25 protein-coding genes, 1 tRNA gene and 1 pseudogene are annotated in these 22,173 nt (G+C 41.1%); 23 read left to right on the top strand and 4 right to left on the bottom strand.

Annotated features, from left to right (window positions below; genetic code table 11):
- Window positions 1-148: 148 nt before the first annotated feature.
- Window positions 149-409: a hypothetical protein gene (locus tag DXA60_RS19160; protein ID WP_243006795.1), complete on the top strand. Its 261-nt coding sequence runs from the start codon at window positions 149-151 to the stop codon at window positions 407-409.
- Here the strand turns inward: DXA60_RS19160 and DXA60_RS19735 are convergent.
- Window positions 366-665: pseudogene (locus tag DXA60_RS19735) on the bottom strand (integrase core domain-containing protein); the annotation flags it as partial. The gene DXA60_RS19160 and the pseudogene DXA60_RS19735 overlap by 44 nt on opposite strands.
- 75 nt (window positions 666-740) lie before the next feature.
- Here DXA60_RS19735 and DXA60_RS06670 point away from each other — a divergent pair.
- From DXA60_RS06670 to DXA60_RS06640, 7 genes are all read left to right on the top strand, one after another.
- Entirely contained in the window at window positions 741-1,925 is a 1,185-nt protein-coding gene (locus DXA60_RS06670) for an IS630 family transposase (RefSeq protein WP_117920571.1), read from the top strand.
- A gap of 183 nt (window positions 1,926-2,108) precedes the next feature.
- Window positions 2,109-2,378 carry a nucleotidyltransferase family protein gene (locus DXA60_RS06665; protein ID WP_117920570.1) on the top strand — a complete coding sequence of 90 codons (270 nt, stop codon included), beginning with the start codon at window positions 2,109-2,111 and terminating at the stop codon, window positions 2,376-2,378.
- Window positions 2,362-2,763 (top strand): HI0074 family nucleotidyltransferase substrate-binding subunit, encoded by a 402-nt coding sequence (locus DXA60_RS06660; protein ID WP_117920569.1) that lies wholly within the window; start codon window positions 2,362-2,364, stop codon window positions 2,761-2,763. The genes DXA60_RS06665 and DXA60_RS06660 overlap by 17 nt, the downstream gene beginning before the upstream one ends.
- A gap of 66 nt (window positions 2,764-2,829) precedes the next feature.
- On the top strand, window positions 2,830-3,261 hold the full coding sequence (locus tag DXA60_RS06655; protein WP_117920568.1) for an Rrf2 family transcriptional regulator: 432 nt from the start codon (window positions 2,830-2,832) through the stop codon (window positions 3,259-3,261).
- Window positions 3,262-3,311: 50 nt separating this feature from the next.
- Window positions 3,312-3,581, top strand: coding sequence for a hypothetical protein (locus DXA60_RS06650; protein WP_147345386.1), 270 nt, complete (start codon window positions 3,312-3,314; stop codon window positions 3,579-3,581).
- Between the two features lie 62 nt (window positions 3,582-3,643).
- The gene (locus DXA60_RS19435; RefSeq protein ID WP_278336430.1) at window positions 3,644-4,093 is read left to right on the top strand and encodes a response regulator; all 450 of its coding nucleotides are present in this window, start codon (window positions 3,644-3,646) and stop codon (window positions 4,091-4,093) included.
- Between the two features lie 125 nt (window positions 4,094-4,218).
- Window positions 4,219-5,793 carry a hypothetical protein gene (locus tag DXA60_RS06640; RefSeq protein ID WP_243006794.1) on the top strand — a complete coding sequence of 525 codons (1,575 nt, stop codon included), beginning with the start codon at window positions 4,219-4,221 and terminating at the stop codon, window positions 5,791-5,793.
- Window positions 5,794-5,965: 172 nt separating this feature from the next.
- Here the strand turns inward: DXA60_RS06640 and pepT are convergent, their stop codons facing one another.
- Window positions 5,966-7,189, bottom strand: coding sequence for a peptidase T (gene pepT, locus DXA60_RS06635; RefSeq protein ID WP_117920564.1), 1,224 nt, complete (start codon window positions 7,187-7,189; stop codon window positions 5,966-5,968).
- Between the two features lie 184 nt (window positions 7,190-7,373).
- Here pepT and DXA60_RS06630 point away from each other — a divergent pair.
- Window positions 7,374-7,446: transfer RNA gene (locus DXA60_RS06630), tRNA-Lys, on the top strand.
- 239 nt (window positions 7,447-7,685) lie between these two features.
- Here the strand turns inward: DXA60_RS06630 and trmB are convergent.
- The gene (trmB, locus tag DXA60_RS06625; protein ID WP_117920563.1) at window positions 7,686-8,324 is read right to left on the bottom strand and encodes a tRNA (guanosine(46)-N7)-methyltransferase TrmB; all 639 of its coding nucleotides are present in this window, start codon (window positions 8,322-8,324) and stop codon (window positions 7,686-7,688) included.
- A 367-nt stretch (window positions 8,325-8,691) separates the two neighbouring features.
- On the opposite strand from trmB, the gene DXA60_RS06620 reads away from it, so the two are divergent.
- From DXA60_RS06620 to DXA60_RS06610, 3 genes are all read left to right on the top strand, one after another.
- Window positions 8,692-10,011, top strand: a complete 1,320-nt coding sequence (locus DXA60_RS06620; protein WP_243006793.1) for a D-alanyl-D-alanine carboxypeptidase family protein — start codon at window positions 8,692-8,694, stop codon at window positions 10,009-10,011.
- 268 nt (window positions 10,012-10,279) lie between these two features.
- Window positions 10,280-10,909: a type IV toxin-antitoxin system AbiEi family antitoxin domain-containing protein gene (locus DXA60_RS06615; protein ID WP_117920561.1), complete on the top strand. Its 630-nt coding sequence runs from the start codon at window positions 10,280-10,282 to the stop codon at window positions 10,907-10,909.
- Window positions 10,910-11,785, top strand: a complete 876-nt coding sequence (locus DXA60_RS06610) for a hypothetical protein (protein ID WP_117920560.1) — start codon at window positions 10,910-10,912, stop codon at window positions 11,783-11,785.
- Between the two features lie 24 nt (window positions 11,786-11,809).
- Here the strand turns inward: DXA60_RS06610 and mobA are convergent, their stop codons facing one another.
- Window positions 11,810-12,415, bottom strand: a complete 606-nt coding sequence (gene mobA, locus DXA60_RS06605) for a molybdenum cofactor guanylyltransferase (RefSeq protein ID WP_117920559.1) — start codon at window positions 12,413-12,415, stop codon at window positions 11,810-11,812.
- Between the two features lie 107 nt (window positions 12,416-12,522).
- Here mobA and DXA60_RS06600 point away from each other — a divergent pair, with 107 nt between their 5' ends.
- The 11 genes from DXA60_RS06600 (at window position 12,523) to DXA60_RS19150 (ending at window position 22,091) form a co-directional block, all read left to right on the top strand.
- The gene (locus tag DXA60_RS06600; protein ID WP_117920558.1) at window positions 12,523-14,013 is read left to right on the top strand and encodes an aminotransferase class I/II-fold pyridoxal phosphate-dependent enzyme; all 1,491 of its coding nucleotides are present in this window, start codon (window positions 12,523-12,525) and stop codon (window positions 14,011-14,013) included.
- A gap of 30 nt (window positions 14,014-14,043) precedes the next feature.
- Window positions 14,044-14,646 (top strand): guanylate kinase, encoded by a 603-nt coding sequence (locus DXA60_RS06595; RefSeq protein ID WP_117920557.1) that lies wholly within the window; start codon window positions 14,044-14,046, stop codon window positions 14,644-14,646.
- Between the two features lie 82 nt (window positions 14,647-14,728).
- On the top strand, window positions 14,729-15,172 hold the full coding sequence (locus tag DXA60_RS06590) for a YaaR family protein (protein WP_117920556.1): 444 nt from the start codon (window positions 14,729-14,731) through the stop codon (window positions 15,170-15,172).
- A 120-nt stretch (window positions 15,173-15,292) separates the two neighbouring features.
- Entirely contained in the window at window positions 15,293-16,342 is a 1,050-nt protein-coding gene (locus DXA60_RS06585) for a DNA polymerase III subunit (protein WP_117920555.1), read from the top strand.
- Window position 16,343: 1 nt separating this feature from the next.
- Entirely contained in the window at window positions 16,344-17,255 is a 912-nt protein-coding gene (locus DXA60_RS06580; RefSeq protein WP_117920553.1) for a PSP1 domain-containing protein, read from the top strand.
- Window positions 17,245-17,985: a tRNA1(Val) (adenine(37)-N6)-methyltransferase gene (locus tag DXA60_RS06575; RefSeq protein ID WP_117920551.1), complete on the top strand. Its 741-nt coding sequence runs from the start codon at window positions 17,245-17,247 to the stop codon at window positions 17,983-17,985. Before DXA60_RS06580 ends, DXA60_RS06575 begins: the two co-directional genes overlap by 11 nt.
- Before the next feature lie 122 nt (window positions 17,986-18,107).
- Window positions 18,108-18,860, top strand: coding sequence for a prolipoprotein diacylglyceryl transferase (gene lgt, locus DXA60_RS06570; RefSeq protein WP_117920549.1), 753 nt, complete (start codon window positions 18,108-18,110; stop codon window positions 18,858-18,860).
- A 154-nt stretch (window positions 18,861-19,014) separates the two neighbouring features.
- The gene (locus tag DXA60_RS06565) at window positions 19,015-20,034 is read left to right on the top strand and encodes an Ig-like domain-containing protein (RefSeq protein ID WP_117920547.1); all 1,020 of its coding nucleotides are present in this window, start codon (window positions 19,015-19,017) and stop codon (window positions 20,032-20,034) included.
- A 300-nt stretch (window positions 20,035-20,334) separates the two neighbouring features.
- Window positions 20,335-20,502 carry a hypothetical protein gene (locus DXA60_RS18855; RefSeq protein WP_022111878.1) on the top strand — a complete coding sequence of 56 codons (168 nt, stop codon included), beginning with the start codon at window positions 20,335-20,337 and terminating at the stop codon, window positions 20,500-20,502.
- Window positions 20,499-21,224: a helix-turn-helix transcriptional regulator gene (locus tag DXA60_RS06560; protein WP_117920545.1), complete on the top strand. Its 726-nt coding sequence runs from the start codon at window positions 20,499-20,501 to the stop codon at window positions 21,222-21,224. Before DXA60_RS18855 ends, DXA60_RS06560 begins: the two co-directional genes overlap by 4 nt.
- Window positions 21,225-21,335: 111 nt before the next feature.
- On the top strand, window positions 21,336-22,091 hold the full coding sequence (locus DXA60_RS19150) for an allophanate hydrolase-related protein (protein ID WP_243006792.1): 756 nt from the start codon (window positions 21,336-21,338) through the stop codon (window positions 22,089-22,091).
- The last annotated feature ends 82 nt before the right edge of the window (window positions 22,092-22,173 follow it).

Raw genomic sequence — 22,173 nt, 5'->3', positions numbered from 1 at the left:
AATGGGCAGAGCCGATTTTTCAATATTTTGCCTCTTTTTTTAGACAATATGTAATGACCTCCACTTTGTAACTTCGTGGATTTACCTGTATAATGTAATTGTCAAACAACAAAAACAGGAATTACCGCATACAAAGGGAGGTCATCAAATGAATTATAACACAGTTTACGTAGGAATGGATGTTCACAAGGAAAGTTTTTCGCTTTGTGCTTACACAATTGAAGCTGAAAAGGCTTCTCACTACCAGAGGACAGAGGCTGATTACAAAAAAGTTCTGAATTATCTGGAGTTTCTTAGAACCATCTACGGAGACGATGTGATATTGTCAATATTGGTTTACACTTTTTTCACAAGGATGTTCGACTTTATGCTGCCTCTTGTAGTGAAGTATAGTATTGTTGCCGCTTAACCATCGGAGGTAGTCCACCATTAGCAGAGCAGATTCTCCGATTATTCCAATAACTGATAAAATATCTCCAAATAAGAGTTTTTAACTGTTCTACAGTCATTGAGGTGGCGTCGTAGCGTCCATAAAGTAATTCTTCTTTGAATCGTGCCCACATACTTTCACATATTGCATTGTCATGGCATCTGCCACCGGCACTGTTCATACTTTGAAGAATGCCATATTTATTGATTGCGTTACGGTACAACTCGCTAGTATAATATCCTTTTAATAACTCGACTATATTCAGAACCTGTGCTATAATGTCCTTATAAAGATTTTGGAGGGCATTTGCATGGGCAAAAGAGCATCATCAATCGAACTCAGCAATGAAGAAAGAGAATATCTGGAACGTCAGACTCGTGCCAGAACAATTCAGGCTCAAACAGTTACAAGAGCGCGCATTCTATTATTACGTGCGGATTCCGTATCAATAGATGCGATTGCTGATAAAGTGGGGATCAACCGCTGCAGCGTCATGCTTTGCCTGAAAAAGTTTAAAGAAGGCGGCATTGAAAATGCACTCTTTGATGCCCCTGGTCGTGGCAGGAATGCTGAGATTACAGACGAAGAAAAAGCCTGGATCATTAACATTGCATGCCAGAAGCCAATAGATTTTGGATATGCTGCTGAAACATGGACGTATGCAAAGCTAACCTCACATATCAATAAAACTGCTGAAGCAGCTGGATACACAAGACTATCCACCATTCATAAAAGTACAGTACATAAAATTCTTGACGAGGCAGATATAAAGCCATATAAAATAACTTATTATTGTGAGAACAGGGATCCTAATTTTGATTCCAAAATGCATAATGTCCTGCTTGTGTATAAGCAGCTTGAAATGCAGTTTGATGAATCTGGAAAGCTCATTATATCTGAAGATACACCTATACATGTGCTGTCTTATGATGAAAAGCCAGGAATACAGGCTATTGCAACAACATCAGATGATTTAATGCCGAACGAAAAGCATCCGACCATCAATAGAGATTACGAATATAAACGTTTGGGGACTCTTTCATTATTAGCTGCAATTGATCTTCAAACAGGAGAAGCGATTCCTCTTGTAAGAGACAAGTACAGCAGCACGGAATACATTGAATTTTTGAAGCTGTTAGATGATAAGTACCCAAAGGGAGACAAGCTTCGCATCGTACTCGATAATCTTAAAGTTCATACATCAGAGGCGACCAGAAAATACCTGGTAACTGTACCGGGAAGATTCGAATTTGTATTCACTCCCAAACATGGATCATGGCTCAATATGGTTGAAAGTTTCTTTAGCAAGATGACTCGTCAGATGCTCAGAGGTATCCGTGTTAAATCTAAGGAGGAACTTACTAATCGTATCTACAGATATTTTGTAGAAATAAACGAAGAGCCGATTGTGTTTCATTGGAAATATAATCTCGATGATATTGATGTATCGGAAGAAATCATTGTTGATACACTGTCTGTCAAAAAGTCGAGTTAATTAAAGGATGAAATAGTAGTTATCGTATTTCTTTATTATAAACTTGATGTAGAAAAAGTAAATCAGAAATTAAGAAGTGAAAAATAAGAGAAGGATAATAAAAAAGAGCGGTATTGTATGGATTCATCTATACGGTATCGCTCTTTTTATGCTAAAATATTATAATAAAGGCAGGTGGTATTCGTGCGGGCAGAAGAAGTGATACAGGAAGTAGCAAAATTATGTAATAGTTTTCATGCAAAAGAAGTGATTTTGTATGGTTCAAGGGCAAAAGGAACGGCAAGGGAACGCAGTGACATTGATATAGCGGTGTCCGGAATAGAAGATTTTGAAGCACTGATAGAAAAAGTAGAAGATCTGCCAACACTTTACAGTGTGGATCTTGTGAATATGGATACATGTAAAAATCAATTGTTGTTGGAGGATATCAGACAATATGGACGAAAAATTTAACAGACGATTTCTATCATTTTGCAATTCCCTGGATGCATTAGCGGAAGCAAGACAGAGAGATCTCACGGATTCATTCGTGCTTAGTGGTACAAGTGCCAAATTTAGCATTACATTCGATCTGTCATGGAAAGTTATGAAAGATATACTGGTGCAGTACTATGCAATTACCGGATTTGTAGCTGGTTCGCCGAGGGAAGTACTTAGAGAATCCTATAAGGCAAACTTAATTTCAGATGAAGCGTGGATGAATATGCTTAAGGTGAGAAATGAACTGGCACATGACTATGATTGTGAGATTGTAAAAGAACATTGCAATACGATCGTGGAAAAATATATTGATCTTTTTTATGAATTTGAAAATACGGTAAAACAATTGCTGGGATGAAAATGCCTCGGCAGAAAAACATACCAGAACAGATGGAATATTTATGATAAGAAAGAGGCGTAAAAGATGCAGATTTCGAGCAGATTTACAATGGCAATACACATGTTTGCCTGTATAGATACATTTACAGACAGGAAGATGACAAGTGATTTTATGGCAGCCAGCATTGGCACAAATCCGGTCATTGTACGAAAACTCTTACAACAGTTAAAGGCTGCAGGATTAATTGAAGTTTCAAGGGGAACCGGTGGTGTCACGGTTACGAAACCATTAGATGAGATCACATTTCTTGATGTATATAAGGCGGTGGAATGTACTCCGGATGAACAACTGTTTCACTTTCATGAGAATCCGAATCCCAAATGTCCTGTTGGGAAAAATATCCACCATGTGCTGGATGACCGGTTAAATCAGGTTCAGAAAGCAATGGAAGATAAACTGGCAACGATGACACTTGCAGATGTGAAAAATGATGTTGCTTTGTGCATAGAAAAATAGCAGTAAAACGATGTCAGATCAGACAAATTGGGGATGAAGTATTGAAAAATATGGGCAAAAACTCATCACTAGATATTCTTGGCGTGACAAGTAAGAGAGATTTAAATGCATCCATAGATGCATGGTATATCATTTTTATCGTCTGTGGAACCTTAGTGGTACTTATGGTGATAGATGGAATATATCTGATCAGCATGAATCATCGTCTGCGTGAGGCAGCACGGCTTTCTGAGCAGGCAAGCAGGGCTAAAACGCAATTTCTCTCAGCAATGTCGCATGATATCCGGAAACCCGATTTTTGTGGAAAGGATACTGCATAATCTTGCGGATAATGCGATAAAGTTTAACCGGTCTGGCGGAAGTGTAATACGAAGGCACAGGTCTGGGACTTGCAATAGCCAAACAGCTCGTTGATAAGCTAAATGGAACGATAGAAATGAATAGCAAAAAGGGCATAGGCACTACATGCGTTGTAAAACTGCCGTTTAAGATCAGCAGGGAAACAGAGATAAGAAGACCGGCAGAAAAAGAGAATATCTCTGTTGCAGGTCTGCGTGCGCTGGTAGTAGAAGATAATGAACTGAATATGGACATTATGACGCCGCGTTTAAATGGTCTGGATGCAACAAGAAAAATCCGGTCATTGAAAAGATCTGATGCCCAGAAAATACCTGTAATAGCGATGTCTGCAAATGCATTCGCAGATGATATTATAAACAGCAGGATTTCCGGTATGAACCTTCATCTGTCAAAGCCTTTGGATGAAGAAAAAATTGTGAGTGCGATCAAAGAGTGTATAGTCAGCAGAAAAATAGAAATTCCTAGCGTATAGAAATTATTAAAATAATGGAGACGCCGCATAAATATTTTACAAAGGCTGTTTTCAGGGTTGGTTTATTGTGGTAAAATTGAACTGTAAATCTATGCATGATAGTGCAAAAAGCGGGAGGTTCTGTTATGGCTAAAGACGACTCATTAAAGAAACCAAAGAAAAAAGATTTTAATCGTATGATGATTTTCATATCGGCAATGCTGATATCATTTTTATGGATTGTTTTATTTTTATTTGTAAAAAAATCATCGGAACTGGTAGTAGCAGTTATTATTTCGGTACTTATTTTAGTGTGGGTTGCTTTGCTTGTTAAGTATATCTACGATATGAAAAATACAGAAAAATCCCATTTTGATGAACAGATAGAAGAAGTATTGCGTACAGGAAAAGCAAACTATCTGATGCAGAAAAAACTTATAGAAAAAATAGAAAATATTAGGGAAAAAGTTGCTGTTCCGGCGGACGAGATCATTACTGCCCAGAAAGCGATCGCGAAACTGACACTTGCGCGTAATAAAGAAAATACAGATGCTCTCATGCATTCCAATGAGCAGGTGATTGAAAAAACACTGGAAGTAGAAGAAAAACTTTCAGAAAACAATCAGCAGATCATAGATATGCAGAAGAGCATGATGGATGAAAAAATACAGGAGCTGATGGAAAAACAGAAATTAGTTCTGGATAACCTGAATACTATAAAAGAGACATTAGAAAGTGATATGCAGAATGTCCTTTCAGAAATGATCCATGATACATTGGAAAAAGAACTTTCAGCTGCCATAGAACAGATACATACCTATGTAAAGGAAGCTGCAAGCCAGGCTGCAGATTCGATCAAAGCAGACCTCGCTGCAGAGAATCCTGTGATGACGGCTTCCGCAGAAACCACGGAGAAATTACCGGATTTAGGAATGTCAGCAGTGGATGATGAGTTGCCGGATTTAGGAATGTCAGCAGCAGATGGGGAGCTGCCGGATTTAGGAATGTCAGCAGCAGATGAGAAGCTGCCGGATCTGGGAATGTCAGCAGCAGATGAGGAGCTGCCGGATCTGGGAATGTCAGCAGCAGATGAGGAATTGCCGGATTTAGGAATGTCAGCAGTGGATGATGAGCTGCCAGATCTGGGAATGTCAGCAGTAGATGAGGAATTGCCAGATTTAGGAATGTCAGCAGTGGATGATGAGCTGCCGGATCTGGGAATGTCAGCGATTGGTGAAGAATTGCCGGATTTAGGAATATCAGCAGTAGATGATGATTTGTCAGATATGGAACTGCCGACATTAGGGGATGAATTATCTGATAGTGGTGATTTGAATGACGAACCGGTAGTTGCGGATGAGACCACAATAAATCCGGACGAACCGGTAATTACGGATGTGCCTGCAATAGACCCGGACGAACCGGTAATTACGGATGAGACTACAATAGATCCGGATGAGCCGGTCTTTACAGAGGACGCAACGGATGCAGATACGGTAACTTTGACAGAAGAAATACCGGTTTCCCCGGACGAATCAGTGATCGAAGAGGTAAAGATTCCGGAAGAGGAAACGATCACAGAAGAAATACCGATTTCTGCAGATGAGTCAGTGATTGAAGAGGTTCCAAAGCAGGAGGCAGCAGCTTCCATGCCGGATATGGGAAATCCGAATAAGATCATGACGCCGGATGAAATCGCTGCATTGATCGCAAATTTATAAAGCTGTAGTAAAAAAATTTATAGTAAGCAAAGTGTATCTGATGATGCACATAAAAAGAGCTGAGGCACTGCTGATTTTAATCAGCCGGTGCCTCAGCTCTTTTCTCATTCATAGAACATTGTCCTATGAATGGCAGTCTGTAACAATATGCCTGGCACGGTAGGTACACTGGTTAATCGAGTTCTGCGGTGATGCGTACGATCTCTTTGATCACAGCTACAGCAGTTTCCATTCCCTCGACACTGATGTGCTCGAATGGGCCGTGGAAACCGTAACCGCCGGTACCGAGATTTGGACATGGAAGTCCCATAAAACTTAAGCGTGCGCCGTCAGTACCGCCACGTACCGGACGTGAAACCGGCTCAAGTCCGACGGAAGAAATGGCTTTCCTTGCGATATCCACAACATAGGTATTTTTTTCGATGATTTCCAACATATTTGCATAGGAATTGTGGATAGTCAGTGTAACAGTTCCGGCACCATATTTGGTATTCATGGCATCAGCGATTTCCTGCATTTTTTTCTGACGTGTTTCAAACATATTTTTGTCATGGTCACGGATAATGTAGGAAAGGGTAGCTGTGGCAACATCACCGGACATATCTGTCAGATGGTAAAAACCTTCTCTGCCTTCTGTGTGGGCTGGTGTTTCCATCGGAGGCAGCAGGGACTGGATCTCGCATGCAACGAGAGCAGCATTGACCATGATATCTTTTGCTTCTCCAGGGTGAACATTCACACCTTTCACAGAAAAGACAGCGCTTGCAGCATTAAAGTTTTCATAGGCGACTTCACCTTCATAATCTCCATCTACCGTATAAGCAAAATCTGCTTTAAAATAATCAAGATCGAACAGATCTGCACCGCGTCCGACTTCCTCGTCCGGTGTAAAGCCGATCCAGATATCGCCGTGTGGAATATCAGAGGAGATGAGCTGTTCGACAGCGGTCATGATTTCCGCAACTCCGGCTTTATCGTCTGCACCAAGCAGAGTTGTACCGTCTGTTGTGATCAGGGTTTTTCCTTTTAAAGTCTTTAATTCGGGAAAATCAGAAGTTTTTAAGATATCACCGGTACCTTTTAAAACAACATCCTTGCCGTCATAATCCGGAATAATCTGAGGTTTAACGTTCTCGCCGGAAAAATCCGGTGCCGTATCCATATGGGAAATAAATCCGACAGCTTTTTTGGTTTCGTATCCCGGAGTAGCAGGAATCAGACCGTAGATGTAACAGTGGTCTGTCAGTGTTACTTTCTGTAAACCGAGATCCAGAAGTTCTTTTTCCAATTCTTTTGCCAGGGTAAACTGCCTGTCTGTGGAAGGAATCGTATCGGAGTCTTCACAGGAAGTAGTAAAGCAGGAAACATATTTTAATAGTCTTTCATCAACACGCATGATAAATGAGTGACCTCCTTTGAATTTTATAAACTGCAAAAAAATGCATTTTTTAGTCTATGAATAAAATACCACAGAATAGAAAATTCGCCAACGAAAAAAATTAAGATTTTCTAAAAAAATGCTTGCAATTTGAAATAAATTAATATATAATATCATTTGTGTTCACGAGAGAGAAATATATGCGCCACTAGCTCAGCTGGCAGAGCACCTGACTCTTAATCAGGGTGTCCAGGGTTCGAACCCCTGGTGGCGCACTACGAAGTACCGTTTTTATAGCAGATGGCTATGGGGATGGTGCTTTTTTTTGTCCGGTTTATATGATATGATCTCCTGAATAAATTTATCCACAAAATAGAATGCATGCTCAACGACGATTTTGAAATTATAAATTTTCGTTGAGCATGCATTTTATTTTTATAGGAAAATATGTGTTATAAAGTAATATCAGCTCCGTTTAAGGATACGCACCTTGCAGAGAGGTTACTGATTCCGATTAGCGGGAAGCGATAAGTTTACAGATCGGATTTCCCTTTGAGGAAAATTTCTCTTCATATTCTGTCATGATATTTCCTTCATTTAAAACCGCATCCTGATGGAGATCGCGGGTAAAAGCGTCTAAATGCCATCCTGCCTCCGGGATTTCTTCTAAAGAAAAGGTAAAGAGATCCTGATTATCAGTCTTAAACTCCAGTCTGCCGTCCGGTTTTAAAATGGCATCATAACGTGCAAAAAACTGGCGGGAAGTAAGACGGCGTTTTGCGTGGCGATCCTTTGGCCACGGATCTGAAAAGTTCAGGTAAATGCGGGAAACCTCATCTTTAGCAAAAACTTCTGTGATATCGGCGGCATCCATGCATATAAATCTTAAGTTTGGCATAGGTGTTTCTTCCATTTTCTGAAGCGCACGTAAAAGTACGCTGGAATAGCGTTCGATGCCAAGATAATTGATGTCGGGATGTGCTGCAGCCATATCCATGATAAAGCGGCCTTTTCCCATTCCAATCTCAATATGGAGAGGCTGGGTGGAAGGAAAAACAGACTGCCAGTTGCCTTTGTTGTTTTCCGGTTCCTTGATGCAGTATTCACTGTTTAAAATGGCTTCATCAGCGCCAGGGATATTTCTTAATCGCATATAAATTATGGTCCTGCCTTTCTTTTAAAGTATATAAAATATATTTTTCACACTGATTTCTGATAGGTGTAATCTTGCATTATTGCAGATAATGGATTTAAGTGCAGATAGCACACAGAGGTATTTTACAATAAAATAATGAAAAAAAGTAGCATTATTTTAAGAAAACCTTAAAAGAAAATTTGTGGATAAAGGTTGCATGTATTTTTTTCAAAGTTTATACTGATACTAGTGTACTGAAAAAGCTACACTTATAAATCAGGAGATTACTTATTAAAAAATGAGATATAAAATAGATCGTAAAAATAAAATAACGCGTTTCTTATGTTTACTGCTTAGCCTTATATTATTGACCGGAAGCATGTGTATGCCGGTTTTCGCTGCTGAATACTGGCCTGAAGGCCCGGAGGTCGTATCACCAAATGTTATCGTGATGGAGGCTTCTACCGGAACGATACTCTATGAGAGGGAAAGTTTAGAGCAGCACTATCCGGCGAGTATCACAAAGATCATGACAACGCTGATAGCGCTGGAAAATTCTGACTTAAATGATATCGTAACTTTTTCGGATGCGGCAATTGATAATACAGAGGGTTCCGGTATCGCAAGGGATTATGGTGAGCAGATGACGATGGAGCAGTGTCTCTATGCGGTAATGCTTGCATCTGCCAATGAATGTGCGTATGCGGTTGCAGAGCATGTCGGAGGAACCATTGAAAATTTTGTTGCGATGATGAATGAAAAGGCAAAAGAACTTGGCTGCCAGAATACGCATTTCGCAAATCCGCACGGTCTGCATGATGAAAACCATTATACCTGCTGCTATGATATGGCATTGATCGCAAGGGCGGCATATCAGAATGAAACATTCCGTATTATCGTGGGAACGGCACGTTATACGATCCCGCCGACAAATAAACACTCCGAGCAGACAGATCTGCAGAATCATAACGAGATGCTTTATCCGTTCCAGACGAACAAGTATGTGTATGATGGCTGTACAGGTGGAAAGACAGGTTATACGAATGCAGCAAACAGTACGCTGGTGACTTATGCGGAGCGGGAAGGAATGACACTGATCTGTGTGGTTATGAATACACAGTCGCCAAATCAGTGGCTTGACAGCAGAAATCTGTTTGATTACTGTTTTGATAATTTCCAGCTTTTTAATATTGCAGAAAATGAGACAAATTATACGTCTGCAGAACAAAAAAGTGTAGGGACACTCAATACAAATGAACCGTTTGTGGATATTGATAAGGATGCAGGTATCGTACTTCCAAAGACAGCAGAGTTTTCGGACGCAACATCTAAAATCATCTATGATGATGTGACGAATGATACGGTCGGGACGATCGAATACACATATGCGGGACATGAAGTTGGAAAGGCAGATATTGTAAAGACAAATGTGCAGATCCCGGAGTATAAATTCAGCAACCAGACAGATGTAAACGAAGAGGCACAGACCGAAGAAACAGAGCATGTTTCAAAGATACAGATTAAGATGAGCACGATCATAACAGTACTGGTTGTTATTCTTGTATTAATTATTCTTGGAATCATTATAAAGAAGGTTGCAGATAACTTTTATATTATCAAACATAATTACGAGGTGCGAAAAGAACACAAAAGAGTATTTAAGCGTGAAAAGAAACGCAATAAAAGGCGCAGAAGACGCAGATGATATGCAAAATAAAACGTAAACAGATGCCGGCTCTGAAAGTCAGATTGAGATCTGATGATCAGATGCCGGTATTTTTATGAAAAAGCTGCGGTATTTATTGATATACGACAAAATAAATATGCACACAATTGACAGAAGATAAGGTTTTGATTATATTAAAATTAGTACCACAAGCATAAGTTTTGAGCGGAAAATATAGACACAACATAGATAATCATTGGGAATTGGGTTTGCACAATGCGCAGGAAAACGCAGAAATGGGGTTGTTATGTCAGAATCATATGCAGTTAATGAAAAAAGGGAGTTAATCTTACAGAAAGTAAAGGATTTTATTGTTGCCAATGGCGGGATCGTAAAGAAAAATCAACTGGAAGAATTGCACATTGATTACCGGAGGATTCTTGATTTTGTGGAAAAAGGGGATCTGATCCGGATTAAAAGTGGATATTATACGATCCGGATCGGAGACTATTCGGAGGATGAATTAATTGCAAAATTATTTCCGGATGCAGTGCTTACCATGGAGTGTGCATTGTATGTGTACGGCTATATTAAGAGAAAGCCGTACGGATATCAGGTTGCTGTGGACAAGAATACATCAAAATCCAGATTCAAACTGGAGTTTCCAAAGGTCACGCCGTTTTATGCAGAACCGGAGACGCTGCATTTTGGGGTAGACAGTATTGACTTTGGAAATGCAAAGATGCAGATTTTTGATAAAGACAGACTGATCTGTGAATGTCTGAAATATGAAGACAAGATGGAGCGGACGGTTTTTAAAGAAGGAGTTCTTTCTTATATCAAAGATGAAAAAAAGGATGTTGCGAAGCTGATGAAATATGCCAGAGAGCGTCGTGTGGTAAAAAAAGTACAATCGATGATAGGGGTATGGCTTTAAATGGAGGATAAAAAGTATAAAATAGCAGATTTACAGGAAAAAAGTGAAGAGTGGAAGATACCATTTTCAAATCTGCTCGCAGGATTTGTTTTAGAAGAATTTATGCTTAGATTTTCCGCTTCTGAATTTAATGATAGGCTTTTACTGCGCAATGGATATATGTTTGGGTTAGAACAATACCGAAAGAAAAACATTCTGAAGCTGGATTTTTTCTGTGAGCCGGATGAGAATATACCACAAAAACTGTTGCAGTTGTATCTGGAAAAAAGAGAGGGGAGCCCGGTAAGGTGGCAGGGTACAGAATCCTTACAACAGATGGGGGCATGCTTAGAACTGCAGGGGCAGTTTGAAGAAATGAAAGTTCCGGTAACTGTTGGTATCCATTTTATGCATCTGGGAAAAATATGGGGACTGGTCGAAAAAGAAATTCCATTTTTGCTGGATGAGACGAAGCGGATCGCATGGAAACAGTTTCCGGCAGAACTGGTGCTGGCAAAACAGATATTTGTGATACTGCGGGATATGGAACTGATTCCGGACATGGAAATATACCGGGAGGTATTTCTTATATTAAGAAACGAAAATTTAAGCGGCAGACATGTATGTGAGCTGCTTGGAAATATGTGTAAAGCACAGGGACTGAAACCGGATATGGAGCGCATGGAGCAGATTTTATCTTATCGGGAGTATCCTTATATGAAAAAACGCTGGGAAAAGTTTTGCAGGCACAGCGTGATCACCGGAACAGAAAATCTGAAATGGGAAGAAGAGATGGAGCGTTTCGGGCATTTTCTTAGAGATATGTGGGAAGCAGTCTGCAAAGATGAAGTATTTTTTGGAGACTGGATGCCGGAACTGGAGCGTTTTCTTGGGTAGGACGAGCGTGGTCATATTGTGGCGTTATAACTGCAGATACAATTTTAATGCCTGATAATAATCCTGTCTGGTATCTAAGTTAAAAAACTGCCGGTCTATGGGGGTCGCTGTGTAGTTGGCGATTGCCTTCTCTGTTACGCAGACAGTTTTGCATTTTTCACGAAGCGCATCGAAGGTAAACTGACGAAGGATAAGACTTTTTCCGATCGTTGGAATACAGTTTTTGGAATAGGCAGCCGTAGCGGGATCTAAATAGCCTGCCCTGCCGCGCACCATGCAGATATCAGCATCACCGATCGCATCTAAAAGTGCAATACCGGTTTCGGGTTCCATGAAAGGTGTATCCACAGACATAAAGAAAGCGGCATCTTCATTGATCATGGACAGACCTGAAAAAACACCGGACATCGGTCCGGCATTGCCGTAAACGTCCGCAATCTCAGTGACCGGAAGATTCAGATGCGCGTAATCTCCGATATATTTTACGGACAGATATATGTTTGAAAAATGTGGTTTAAATTTGCGTACAAGGTATTCTAACAGGCAGCAGTCACCGAAAGGTAAGAGTGCTTTATCCGTTCCCATACGGACACTGTTTCCGCCGCAAAGGATCACAAGTGCGTAATTCATAATAGGTTTATTGCTCCATTCTTTTCCAAAGATGTTCTTATTTTAAAGTAGTCAGGCTGGTATGTAAAGTGTTAAAATAAATTGTGTAAGCAGAAAGGCGGTTGCAGATGAGGTATTTAGATCAGGCATTGGAGACATATGGAAAAAGCGATGTTTATCCATTTCATATGCCGGGACATAAAAGAAATCCGCTGCCTTTTCCGGAAGTATATGGGATAGATATTACCGAGATCGATGGATTTGATAATCTGCATCATGCAGAGGGCATTTTAAAAGAGGCACAACAGCGTGCGGCTGATCTGTATGGTTCTAAGCATTGTTATTATCTTGTCAATGGAAGCACCTGTGGGATTCTTGCGTCGATCTGTGCAGCAGTGGGAAAACGGGGAAAGATTCTTGTGGCAAGAAACAGTCATAAAGCGGTATATCATGCCCTGTTTTTGTCAGAGTTTGTTGCCGAATACCTTTATCCGGCAGTGACAGAATGTGGAATCCAGGGACAGATCACACCCCAGCAGGTAGAAGATGCGTTAAAAAGTGATCAGGAGATCGCAGCCGTTGTGATCACTTCGCCGACATATGAGGGAATTATCTCTGATATTGAAGGAATTGCCGGAATCGTGCATGCATATGGGATTCCGCTGATTGTAGATTCAGCACATGGAGCACATCTTGGATTTGGCGGGGAATTTCCGGAAAATGCGGTAAGACTTGGGGCGGATGCTGCAATCGAGAGCCTGCATAAGACACTGCCATCTTTTACACAGACAGCACTGCTTCATCTTAATTCAGACCGTATTTCCAGATCACGCATAGAAAAATATCTTGGGATCTATGAAACAAGTTCGCCTTCCTATATCCTTATGGCTGGAATGGATGCATGTATCCGCACCGTAAAAGAATGTGGAGCGGAACTATTTGACAATTACAGGCGAAAATTAAATGAATTTTATAAAAGCTGTGAAGATTTAAAAAAAATACATGTTATGACGGAGCAGGATTTATCGAAAGAAGAGGCATTTGCCTGGGATGATTCTAAGATCGTTATATTTGTCCGGGACAGCAGTAAAAGCGGTGAGTGGCTTTATAAAGAACTTCTTTTGAAATATCATCTTCAGCTTGAAATGGCGTCGGGAGATTATGCGCTTGCGATGACGAGTATCATGGATACGGATGAAGGATATCAGAGACTTTCTTCTGCATTGCATGAGATCGAGCAGTCGCTGTGTGGATCAGGAGAAAAAGAACAGAAATGCTGCATGCAAAAAGAATTGCCGGGCTGTGGTATGGAAGAAGCAAGTCAGGCACAAAAAGGAAACAGTTCTTTTGTAAAAGAGGTTTATCGTCCGAATCCATGCCAGATGCAGATCTATGAAGCAGAGGAGGGAAAGATAGCAGAGGTTCCCTTTGATGAGGCGATAGATAAGGTGGCTGCAGATTTCATTTTTTTATATCCGCCGGGAATCCCGCTGATTGTTCCGGGAGAAATTATCACGGCAGAATTTATAGAAAGACTCCGCACCTGTATCCATTTGAAATTAAATTTACAGGGAAGTACAGATCTTTATGCAGAACGGATAAAGATTGTATATTTTTAAAGACTATATTATACTGATAAGGCAGGACAAATGGGAAAAATATATTACATGATGGGAAAAAGCTCATCCGGTAAAGATACTTTGTATGGGATGCTGATGAAAGATGGGACACTTAAGCTAAAGACTGTGGTTCCATATACGACGAGACCGATGCGTGCCGGTGAAGAAAATGGTGTATCATATTATTTCTGTGACGAAGATACGGTAGAAAAGCTCGCAGCAGAAGGAAAGATCATTGAACTGCGTGCATATCATACGGTTCATGGCATCTGGAAGTATTTCACCGTAGCAGATCATCAGGTCAATCTGGATCATCAGAGTTATCTTATGATTGGAACATTAGAGTCTTATCTTAAGATTCGGGAATACTTTGGAATTAAGAAAGTTATTCCGATATATATAGAAGTAGAGGATGGTATGCGCTTACAGCGTGCACTTGACAGGGAGCGCAGGCAGGAGACTCCGAAATATGAGGAATTATGCCGTCGTTTTCTTGCAGATGAAAAAGATTTTTCCGAGGAAAAATTAAAAGAAGCGGGAATCACCAAAAGATTTTGCAATGAGTTATTAGACGAGACAAAAGAGCGGATCGCAGCGTATATCAGAGCACAGGAGCAGCATCAGGATGCATAGCGGAAAGTGTATGGCATCAGGTGCATGCCACAGAAATATCAGATAAAGTGTAGGGATTTTTTAGAGGAAGAAGGTGTAAACTTTGGATATTAACAAATTAAATCATGTAACAGAGGTTACACAGGTACCGGATACCAGCCAGAATGTACAGGGGGATGGTTCCTTTAAGTTTACACTTGCGAGTGCGATCACAGATGCAGATCTTCAGGCAAAAGTGGACATGCTTCTTTCTGATATTACAGCACAGGGTAATCGTATTGCACAGCATATGGATATCCGTGATATGAAGAAATACCGCGGTCTGATCCGTGAATTTATGAACGAAGTGGTATTCCGTTCCCACAAATTTTCCAGAGAGAACTTCCTTGACCGGAGAGGCCGTCACAGAGTGTACGGTCTGATCAAGCTGATCGATTCAAATCTGGACGAACTGGCACAGGAACTGGTAAAGGATGAGAAAGACCATATCGCTATTTTAAGTAAGATCGGAGAGATAAGGGGATTGATATTAGATATCCTCACCTGATCTTTTGAAATGTGGATAAGAAAGATATTCTGCCCCGATCGGGTGGATAAAAGCGCGGCACATAGCGCAGATGATCCGGTAAAATAAACCGTAAAAATATGTGCAGAAACGAGGAATGATATGCCAGCATTTAAGGACATCGTTGGACATGAACAGATCATAGAGCACCTGCAGAATGCCATTACCATGGATAAAGTTTCACATGCTTATATATTAAACGGTCCGGACAAATCCGGAAAAATGATGATCGCGGAGGCATTTGCACAGACGCTGCAGTGTGAAGCAGTAAATAAAAAATTAGAGGAACTTGCAGGGGAAACAGAATCTGAAAGAATAGAGAGCAGATTTACGGCGGAGCCATGTATGGAATGTCATTCCTGTAAACAGGCAGCAGGCAAAAATCAGCCGGATATTATTTATGTCAGCCATGAAAAGCCGAATACGATCTCGGTAGACGATATCCGAACGCAGCTAAACAACGACATTGTGATCAAACCATACAGCAGTAAACATAAGATCTACATTGTGGATGAAGCGGAAAAAATGAACCAGCAGGCACAGAATGCGCTGTTAAAAACGATTGAAGAACCGCCTGCATATGCGGTGATCCTGCTTTTGACCACCAATGCGGAGAGCTTTCTTCCGACAATCTTATCGCGTTGTGTGACATTAAATTTAAAGGCAGTGCCGGATGAAAAGATCAAGAAATATCTGATGGCACATTATCAGATCCCGGACTATCAGGCAGATGTCTGTGTGGCATTTGCACAGGGAAATGTCGGAAAAGCGATCCAGCTTGCGGCATCAGATGATTTTAATGAGTTAAAAGCATCGGCGCTCCAGCTCATCAAGCGTCTGCACGATATCGATCTCTATGAGATGACAGAGGCGGTAAAGCAGATCAGTGAATACAAACTTAAGATCAACGATTACTTTGATCTTATGATGATCTGGTATCGTGATGTATTGTATTATAAAGCAACGAAGGATGTAAATGGCCTTATTTTCAAGGATGAGGTTTATGACATAAAAAGACAGGCAGAGCAGAGTTCCTATAATGGGATCGAGGAAATATTACAGGCATTATCAAAAGCACAGGTGCGTTTGAATGCAAATGTAAATTTTGATCTGGTGATCGAACTGCTTCTGCTGACCATAAAGGAGAATTAACATGATAAAAATAGTAGGAGTCCGTTTCCGGAATGCCGGTAAAATTTATTATTTCGGACCGGGAAATCTGGATCTGACCGCAGGAATGCACGTAATTGTGGAGACTGCACGCGGCATTGAGATGGGGACGGTTATGATCCCTGCAAGAGAAGTAAACGATGACAGTGTGATCCAGCCGTTAAAACCGGTTATCCGTATCGCAACGGAAGCAGATGAAAAGACAGCATTAAAAAACCGTGAAAAAGAGAAAGAAGCGTTTAAGATCTGTCTGGAAAAAATAGCAAAACATAAACTTGATATGAAACTTGTAGAAGCAGAGTATACGTTTGACAATAATAAACTGCTCTTTTATTTTACGGCGGACGGACGTATCGATTTCCGTGAACTGGTAAAAGATCTTGCGGCGGTTTTCCGCACGAGGATTGAACTTCGCCAGATCGGTGTCCGCGATGAGACAAAGATCATGGGCGGTATCGGAATCTGCGGAAGAGAGCTTTGCTGTCATTCCTATCTTTCCGAATTTGCACCGGTATCCATCAAAATGGCAAAAGAGCAGAATCTGTCCTTAAATCCGACCAAAATTTCCGGTGTATGCGGACGACTGATGTGCTGTCTGAAAAATGAAGAGGAAACTTACGAATATCTGAACAGCCGCCTGCCAAACGTTGGAGATTATGTGACAACGGATGATGGATTAAAAGGTGAGGTATCTTCTGTCAGTGTATTGCGCCAGATGGTAAAAGTACTCGTAGAAGTGGATGACGAAAAGGAAATCCGAGATTATTCTGTTGATCAGTTGAAATTTAAGCCGAAACGCAGAAAAGATCATGTCAAACTGACTGCACAGGAATTAAAAGAGCTTTCCGCATTAGAGGACAAGGGAGGAAAATCCAAAATTGACGATGCCAAATAATCTGGTTTATGAGCATGAGAGACTTGATGAACTGCATCGCAACGGCTACTTTATCATTCAGGATCCAAAACGTTTTTGTTTTGGAATGGATGCGGTTTTACTTTCCGGGTTTGCAAAGGCAAAAAAAGGGGAGCGTGTATTAGACCTTGGTACGGGAACGGGAATCATCCCGATCCTGATGGAGGCAAAGACGGAAGCTGAGGATTTTAAGGCACTTGAGATTCAGGAAGAAAGTGCAGATATGGCACGCCGCAGCGTGCGATATAACCATCTTGAAGATAAGATTGAGATCGTGACCGGCGATATTAAGGAGGCATCTGCCATATTTGGAGGATCATCATTTGATGTGATAACCACAAATCCGCCGTATATGATCGGAACACATGGACAAAATTCGCCGTCTGCGGCAAAGGCGATCGCCAGACATGAAGTGCTATGTACACTGGATGATATTTTGCGGGAAACCGCGAAAATGCTTGTGCCGGGAGGCAGGTTTTATATGGTACACCGGCCGTTCCGGCTTGCAGAGATCATGAGTAAAATGGTCGAGTATAAGATCGAGCCGAAGCGCATGCAGCTTGTCTATCCGTTCGTGGATAAAGAACCGAATATGGTGCTGATCGAAGGACTGCGTGGTGGAAAATCAAGGCTTACCGTGGAAAAACCGCTGATCGTTTATAAAGAGCAGGGCGTGTATACAGATGAGATTTATGATATTTATGGGTATTAAGTGGATTATTTAAAACCATATTGTGTATAAAGCAGCAGAAAAATTATTTTGTGTGGAAAATGACAGGTATGAAACATAATCAGTATGTATTTGAGTGATTCAGAAAGGATAAATTAAAATATATGTTTAATGATATAAAGATAGGACCGGTTACATTTCATATGTATGGTCTTATGATTGCGATCGGTTTTGCAGCGGCACTTATGATGTGTTTAAAGCGTGGAAAAAAACGTGGCTTGAACGAGGATATTATCTATGGAATCTTCTTCTGCGCAATCTTCGGTGGAATGATCGGTTGCCGGCTGCTTTACTATATTGTGGAGATCCCGGAGATTTTAAAGGATCCATCCATACTCTGGAATTTTAAAAACGGATATGTCGTTTATGGTGGAATCATAGGAGGAGCACTGACGAGTTTCATTTATTGCTGCGTCAAGAAAGAACGTTTTCTGTCGTATTTTGATCTTGTAATGCCTTCGGTATCATTTGCGCAGGGATTCGGGCGCCTCGGCTGCTTTTTTGCAGGCTGCTGTTATGGCAGGGAGACAGATTCGTGGTTTAGCATTACATTTACCCATTCCGATTTTGCACCAAACGGGGTGAAACTTCTGCCGACACAGCTCATGTCATCTGCAGGGGACTTTCTGATCTGTGGTCTTTTGCTTCTTTACGCAGGAAGAAAGCCGAAAGAAGGACAGGTGGCAGCAGGATATATGGTGCTTTACGGAATCGGAAGATTTATCATTGAGTTTTTCCGGAACGATTACCGGGGAAGCATCGGCGTACTTTCCACGTCACAGATCATTTCCATCGGGGTTGTGGCAGCGGGAGTTGTGTTCTATCTGGTGATGGGGAAGAGAAAACAGGAAGCGTAAATTATAAAAACTTTATGATCTGTTCGATTTACAACTGTAACCGTTCATGTTAATTTAATAATAAGGTCATCCGGTGTGGAAAATGTGCCGGATGACCTTTTCTTTTGTACATTTCCGCCATCTGTCATTCAGAGAAGGATTGGGGGAAATATCTATGAAATCAGGAAAAAAAGTCATCCGGGTGGCATTAGCCATCCTCTGCATGGTTTCCATGCTTTTTATTTCAGAGTATCAGAAAGTAGAAGTATATGCAGCCTCAGGATATGGGTTCATTTTCTTAAGTGCATATGAAAAAACATTAAAAACAGGGGACACTTATTGTCTGTCTGTGGTTTCATCCGGCAGTAAAAAACCGACATTTACATCCAGTGATTCAAAGGTCGCGTCGGTTAATACCTACGGAAAAATCACCGCAAAAAAGGCGGGAAGTGCGACGATTACGGCAAAAACAAAAAATGCGGAGGCAAGCTGTAAGGTTACTGTCACAAAGACAAAAGTTACCTTAAATAAGACCAGCCTGACACTGGAAAATGGGGAAAGTGCAGTGCTTACGGCAGTCTCATCCACCGGGCATAAGGTGACGTGGAAGTCGGTAAAGACAAGCATTGCATCGGTAAGTGAAAATGGAAAAGTAACAGCAAAGAAGCCGGGAACAACTACGGTTACTGCAAAGGTTGACGGTACATCTGTGAATTGTAAAGTGACGGTAAAAAGTCCGACAGTCCGCCTGATGCCGTCTAAAATCTCGTTATACAGACGGGAAAAGTATAAACTTAAGGTATCTTCCACATCAAAAACAACACCAGTGTGGAAAACCAACAAAAAAAGTGTGGCGACTGTGGATGAAACAGGAAAAGTAACCGCGGTCAAACATGGAACGGCAGTCATTACTGTAACCGTAGATGGAGTCAGCAAAAATTGTGAAGTGACGGTCAGATCTCCAAAGATTACATTTGAGCAGACGACGATTACACTTCATCCGGGGGAACGTGCAAGAGTAAATGCGACGGTATCTTCCGGCAATCAGCCGGCGTATTCCTGCTCTAACTCCAATGTGGTGTCGGTAGATGCAAACGGGGTTATCACTGCGAAAGCAGCTGGCAGGTCTTATGTCTACGCCAGTGAGGATGGAACAAAGGAACGCATGACGGTGTATGTGAAAGAGAAGGAATAAAAGGTGCAGGGATTGTTGTATAGACAAAAACTGGAATAGGAACAAAAGCACAAAGTCAGGCATGGCATCAGATTGTGAAAGAAAATTGCTGCTGTTTACACAATAGGTGTGAACAACAGCAGGAAACAGATGGTGGGAAGTACAAAAGATAAATGGAAGTTGCATGTTTACACCAAAAATAAAATCCGCTAAAATATAGAAAATTACAGAATGCAGATACAATTCACAACAATAGAATGTTCGCAAAGCGCAGGCTATTATTTTTTATATCGGAGAAAGGCGGTAGTGAGGATGGAGGATATGACAGAAAAAGAACTGATCACGGTTTTAATTGATAAATATACAGATTTACAGCGCATCAAACGTGCAAACAATGGGGTGGAAAATCAGGAGCTGGAGTATCAGATCAAAGTGACGATTGCAAAGCTGGCATCTCTTGGAGTGTCCGTGGAGGATATTACGTTATGACAGAAAAAGAATGGCGCATGTTCAATGACATTCTTCTGGAAATCTATTATGCCGGAAGCCTGGAGACGTTTGGAGAAAGATGTTTAAAACTGATCCGTATATTGATTCCATATACGCAGGGTTATTTTTTAGTGATAGATGAAGACGGCAGGTTAGACGTGGCGCATTCGGTATTTGAAAATGTGGATCCTGTCATGAAACGGAAATACTTAGATACTTATTTTGCAAAAGACTATCTGATGCAGATGTGCAATTTTACAAAATCAATGGCATACCGCGATACCGATCTTTTAACGGATGAGAAACGAAGAGCATCGGTGATTTACCGTGAGTATTTTAAACCCCAGAAATTAGATATGGGATGCGGGCTTATCATTATGAAAGAGGGAAAGACACGGGTATTTTTGAATCTGCTGCGGAAGTGTGGAGAACCGGACGTTACAGGGCATGAGATGGAAATTTTGCAGACATTTCTGCCTCATTTTGAAAAAAATGTTTTTGCCTATGCAAACCATTATGTTTCGGGTGCGGAAAATACCATAAAAAACAGGGAGGCAGATCTTCTTTCGGGGAGGGAACAGGAAATCGTGCAGCTTGTAAGAAAAGGATATTCCAATCAGGAAATCGCCAGACAGCTTCTGATCAGTGAGGCAACGGTAAAAAAACATCTGAGTAATATTTTTGAAAAACTGGGCATCAGCAGGCGGACACAGTTATTTTAAGGTAGAGGAAAAGAAGTATTGGTACATCGAAAGTAGTATACAAATCAATCATTCTGCTGATTGTGAAAATATATACCTGCCGTTATAATTCATGACAACAACCTACTTGATATGTGTGCCATAGCAGTACCGGAAAATACAGCGGATACAGAGCTTCCATTTGGAATCACTATTTTCTCATTATCCGATCAGGAGGGCGAGATCCTTGGTACAGCGGAACGGTTTTTACAGACACAGAGCATTCCGTTTGCGGTATGCGGACTGCATAAAAAAGGATTTCCATTGGAGAGCCAGCTCACAGAGCTTAAAGCATCCTACAAAGAGAGCATAAATACTGCACCGCATTACAGACTGTATCGTCTGGATACCGTACCGGAGAAACCGGGCATGGTATATGACGATAAAAAGGGCGCTGCGATAGCGGTAGAGATTTATGAACTGCTGGTTGTGAGCATCGGAGCATTTTTACAGCAGGTAAAAAAGCCACTCTGTATCGGGGATGTGGAATTGTCAGATGGCAGGATTGTAAAAGGATTTCTGTGTGAGGAATACGGGCTGGCAAACGCAAAGGAGATGGATGAGCCGTTTTCTGCCTTAGATCCTCAGACAAAAGCGGATATGCAGCTTCTGATGCGCCAGATCTGGCAGGAAGAAAAGCCAACGGTCATTTTTGTCACGCACGATATCGAGGAGGCAGTTTTTTTATCCAGCAAGATTTATGTGCTGACGCAAAGACCCGGAACCGTAAAGGCAGAGGTTCCGGTATTGCTGCCATATGATCGTGACCTGCCATTGAAAGATACTGATGAGTTCATCAAACTCCGTAAGAAGGTGAATCAGCTAATTGAACATGAAAGCTTATCTTAGTATAACGCAGGATTTTCTTGTCAATTTTACGGAGTGGTTTTATAATGTGCTAATAAGAATCAGCATAATATTCCGAAAATGG

The sequence above is a fragment of the Roseburia sp. OF03-24 genome (genome assembly GCF_003463035.1).
Classification (GTDB): Bacteria; Bacillota; Clostridia; order Lachnospirales; family Lachnospiraceae; genus Roseburia; species Roseburia rectibacter.
Note: the sequence above shows the minus strand (reverse complement) of the source record. Positions and strands in the feature narration are given on the sequence as shown.

Excerpts from the sequence above, each read along its gene's own strand:
- DXA60_RS19160 (WP_243006795.1), top strand. The coding sequence starts at position 149 with ATGAATTATAACACAGTTTACGTAGGAATGGATGTTCACAAGGAAAGT.
- DXA60_RS06670 (WP_117920571.1), top strand. The coding sequence starts at position 741 with ATGGGCAAAAGAGCATCATCAATCGAACTCAGCAATGAAGAAAGAGAA.
- DXA60_RS06660 (WP_117920569.1), top strand. The coding sequence starts at position 2,362 with ATGGACGAAAAATTTAACAGACGATTTCTATCATTTTGCAATTCCCTG.
- DXA60_RS06655 (WP_117920568.1), top strand. The coding sequence starts at position 2,830 with ATGCAGATTTCGAGCAGATTTACAATGGCAATACACATGTTTGCCTGT.
- DXA60_RS06650 (WP_147345386.1), top strand. The coding sequence starts at position 3,312 with ATGGGCAAAAACTCATCACTAGATATTCTTGGCGTGACAAGTAAGAGA.
- DXA60_RS06640 (WP_243006794.1), top strand. The coding sequence starts at position 4,219 with ATGGCTAAAGACGACTCATTAAAGAAACCAAAGAAAAAAGATTTTAAT.
- pepT (WP_117920564.1), bottom strand. The coding sequence starts at position 7,189 with ATGCGTGTTGATGAAAGACTATTAAAATATGTTTCCTGCTTTACTACT.
- trmB (WP_117920563.1), bottom strand. The coding sequence starts at position 8,324 with ATGCGATTAAGAAATATCCCTGGCGCTGATGAAGCCATTTTAAACAGT.
- DXA60_RS06620 (WP_243006793.1), top strand. The coding sequence starts at position 8,692 with ATGCCGGTTTTCGCTGCTGAATACTGGCCTGAAGGCCCGGAGGTCGTA.
- DXA60_RS06615 (WP_117920561.1), top strand. The coding sequence starts at position 10,280 with ATGTCAGAATCATATGCAGTTAATGAAAAAAGGGAGTTAATCTTACAG.
- DXA60_RS06610 (WP_117920560.1), top strand. The coding sequence starts at position 10,910 with ATGGAGGATAAAAAGTATAAAATAGCAGATTTACAGGAAAAAAGTGAA.
- mobA (WP_117920559.1), bottom strand. The coding sequence starts at position 12,415 with ATGAATTACGCACTTGTGATCCTTTGCGGCGGAAACAGTGTCCGTATG.
- DXA60_RS06600 (WP_117920558.1), top strand. The coding sequence starts at position 12,523 with ATGAGGTATTTAGATCAGGCATTGGAGACATATGGAAAAAGCGATGTT.
- DXA60_RS06595 (WP_117920557.1), top strand. The coding sequence starts at position 14,044 with ATGGGAAAAATATATTACATGATGGGAAAAAGCTCATCCGGTAAAGAT.
- DXA60_RS06585 (WP_117920555.1), top strand. The coding sequence starts at position 15,293 with ATGCCAGCATTTAAGGACATCGTTGGACATGAACAGATCATAGAGCAC.
- DXA60_RS06580 (WP_117920553.1), top strand. The coding sequence starts at position 16,344 with ATGATAAAAATAGTAGGAGTCCGTTTCCGGAATGCCGGTAAAATTTAT.
- DXA60_RS06575 (WP_117920551.1), top strand. The coding sequence starts at position 17,245 with ATGCCAAATAATCTGGTTTATGAGCATGAGAGACTTGATGAACTGCAT.
- lgt (WP_117920549.1), top strand. The coding sequence starts at position 18,108 with ATGTTTAATGATATAAAGATAGGACCGGTTACATTTCATATGTATGGT.
- DXA60_RS06565 (WP_117920547.1), top strand. The coding sequence starts at position 19,015 with ATGAAATCAGGAAAAAAAGTCATCCGGGTGGCATTAGCCATCCTCTGC.
- DXA60_RS18855 (WP_022111878.1), top strand. The coding sequence starts at position 20,335 with ATGACAGAAAAAGAACTGATCACGGTTTTAATTGATAAATATACAGAT.
- DXA60_RS06560 (WP_117920545.1), top strand. The coding sequence starts at position 20,499 with ATGACAGAAAAAGAATGGCGCATGTTCAATGACATTCTTCTGGAAATC.
- DXA60_RS19150 (WP_243006792.1), top strand. The coding sequence starts at position 21,336 with ATGTGTGCCATAGCAGTACCGGAAAATACAGCGGATACAGAGCTTCCA.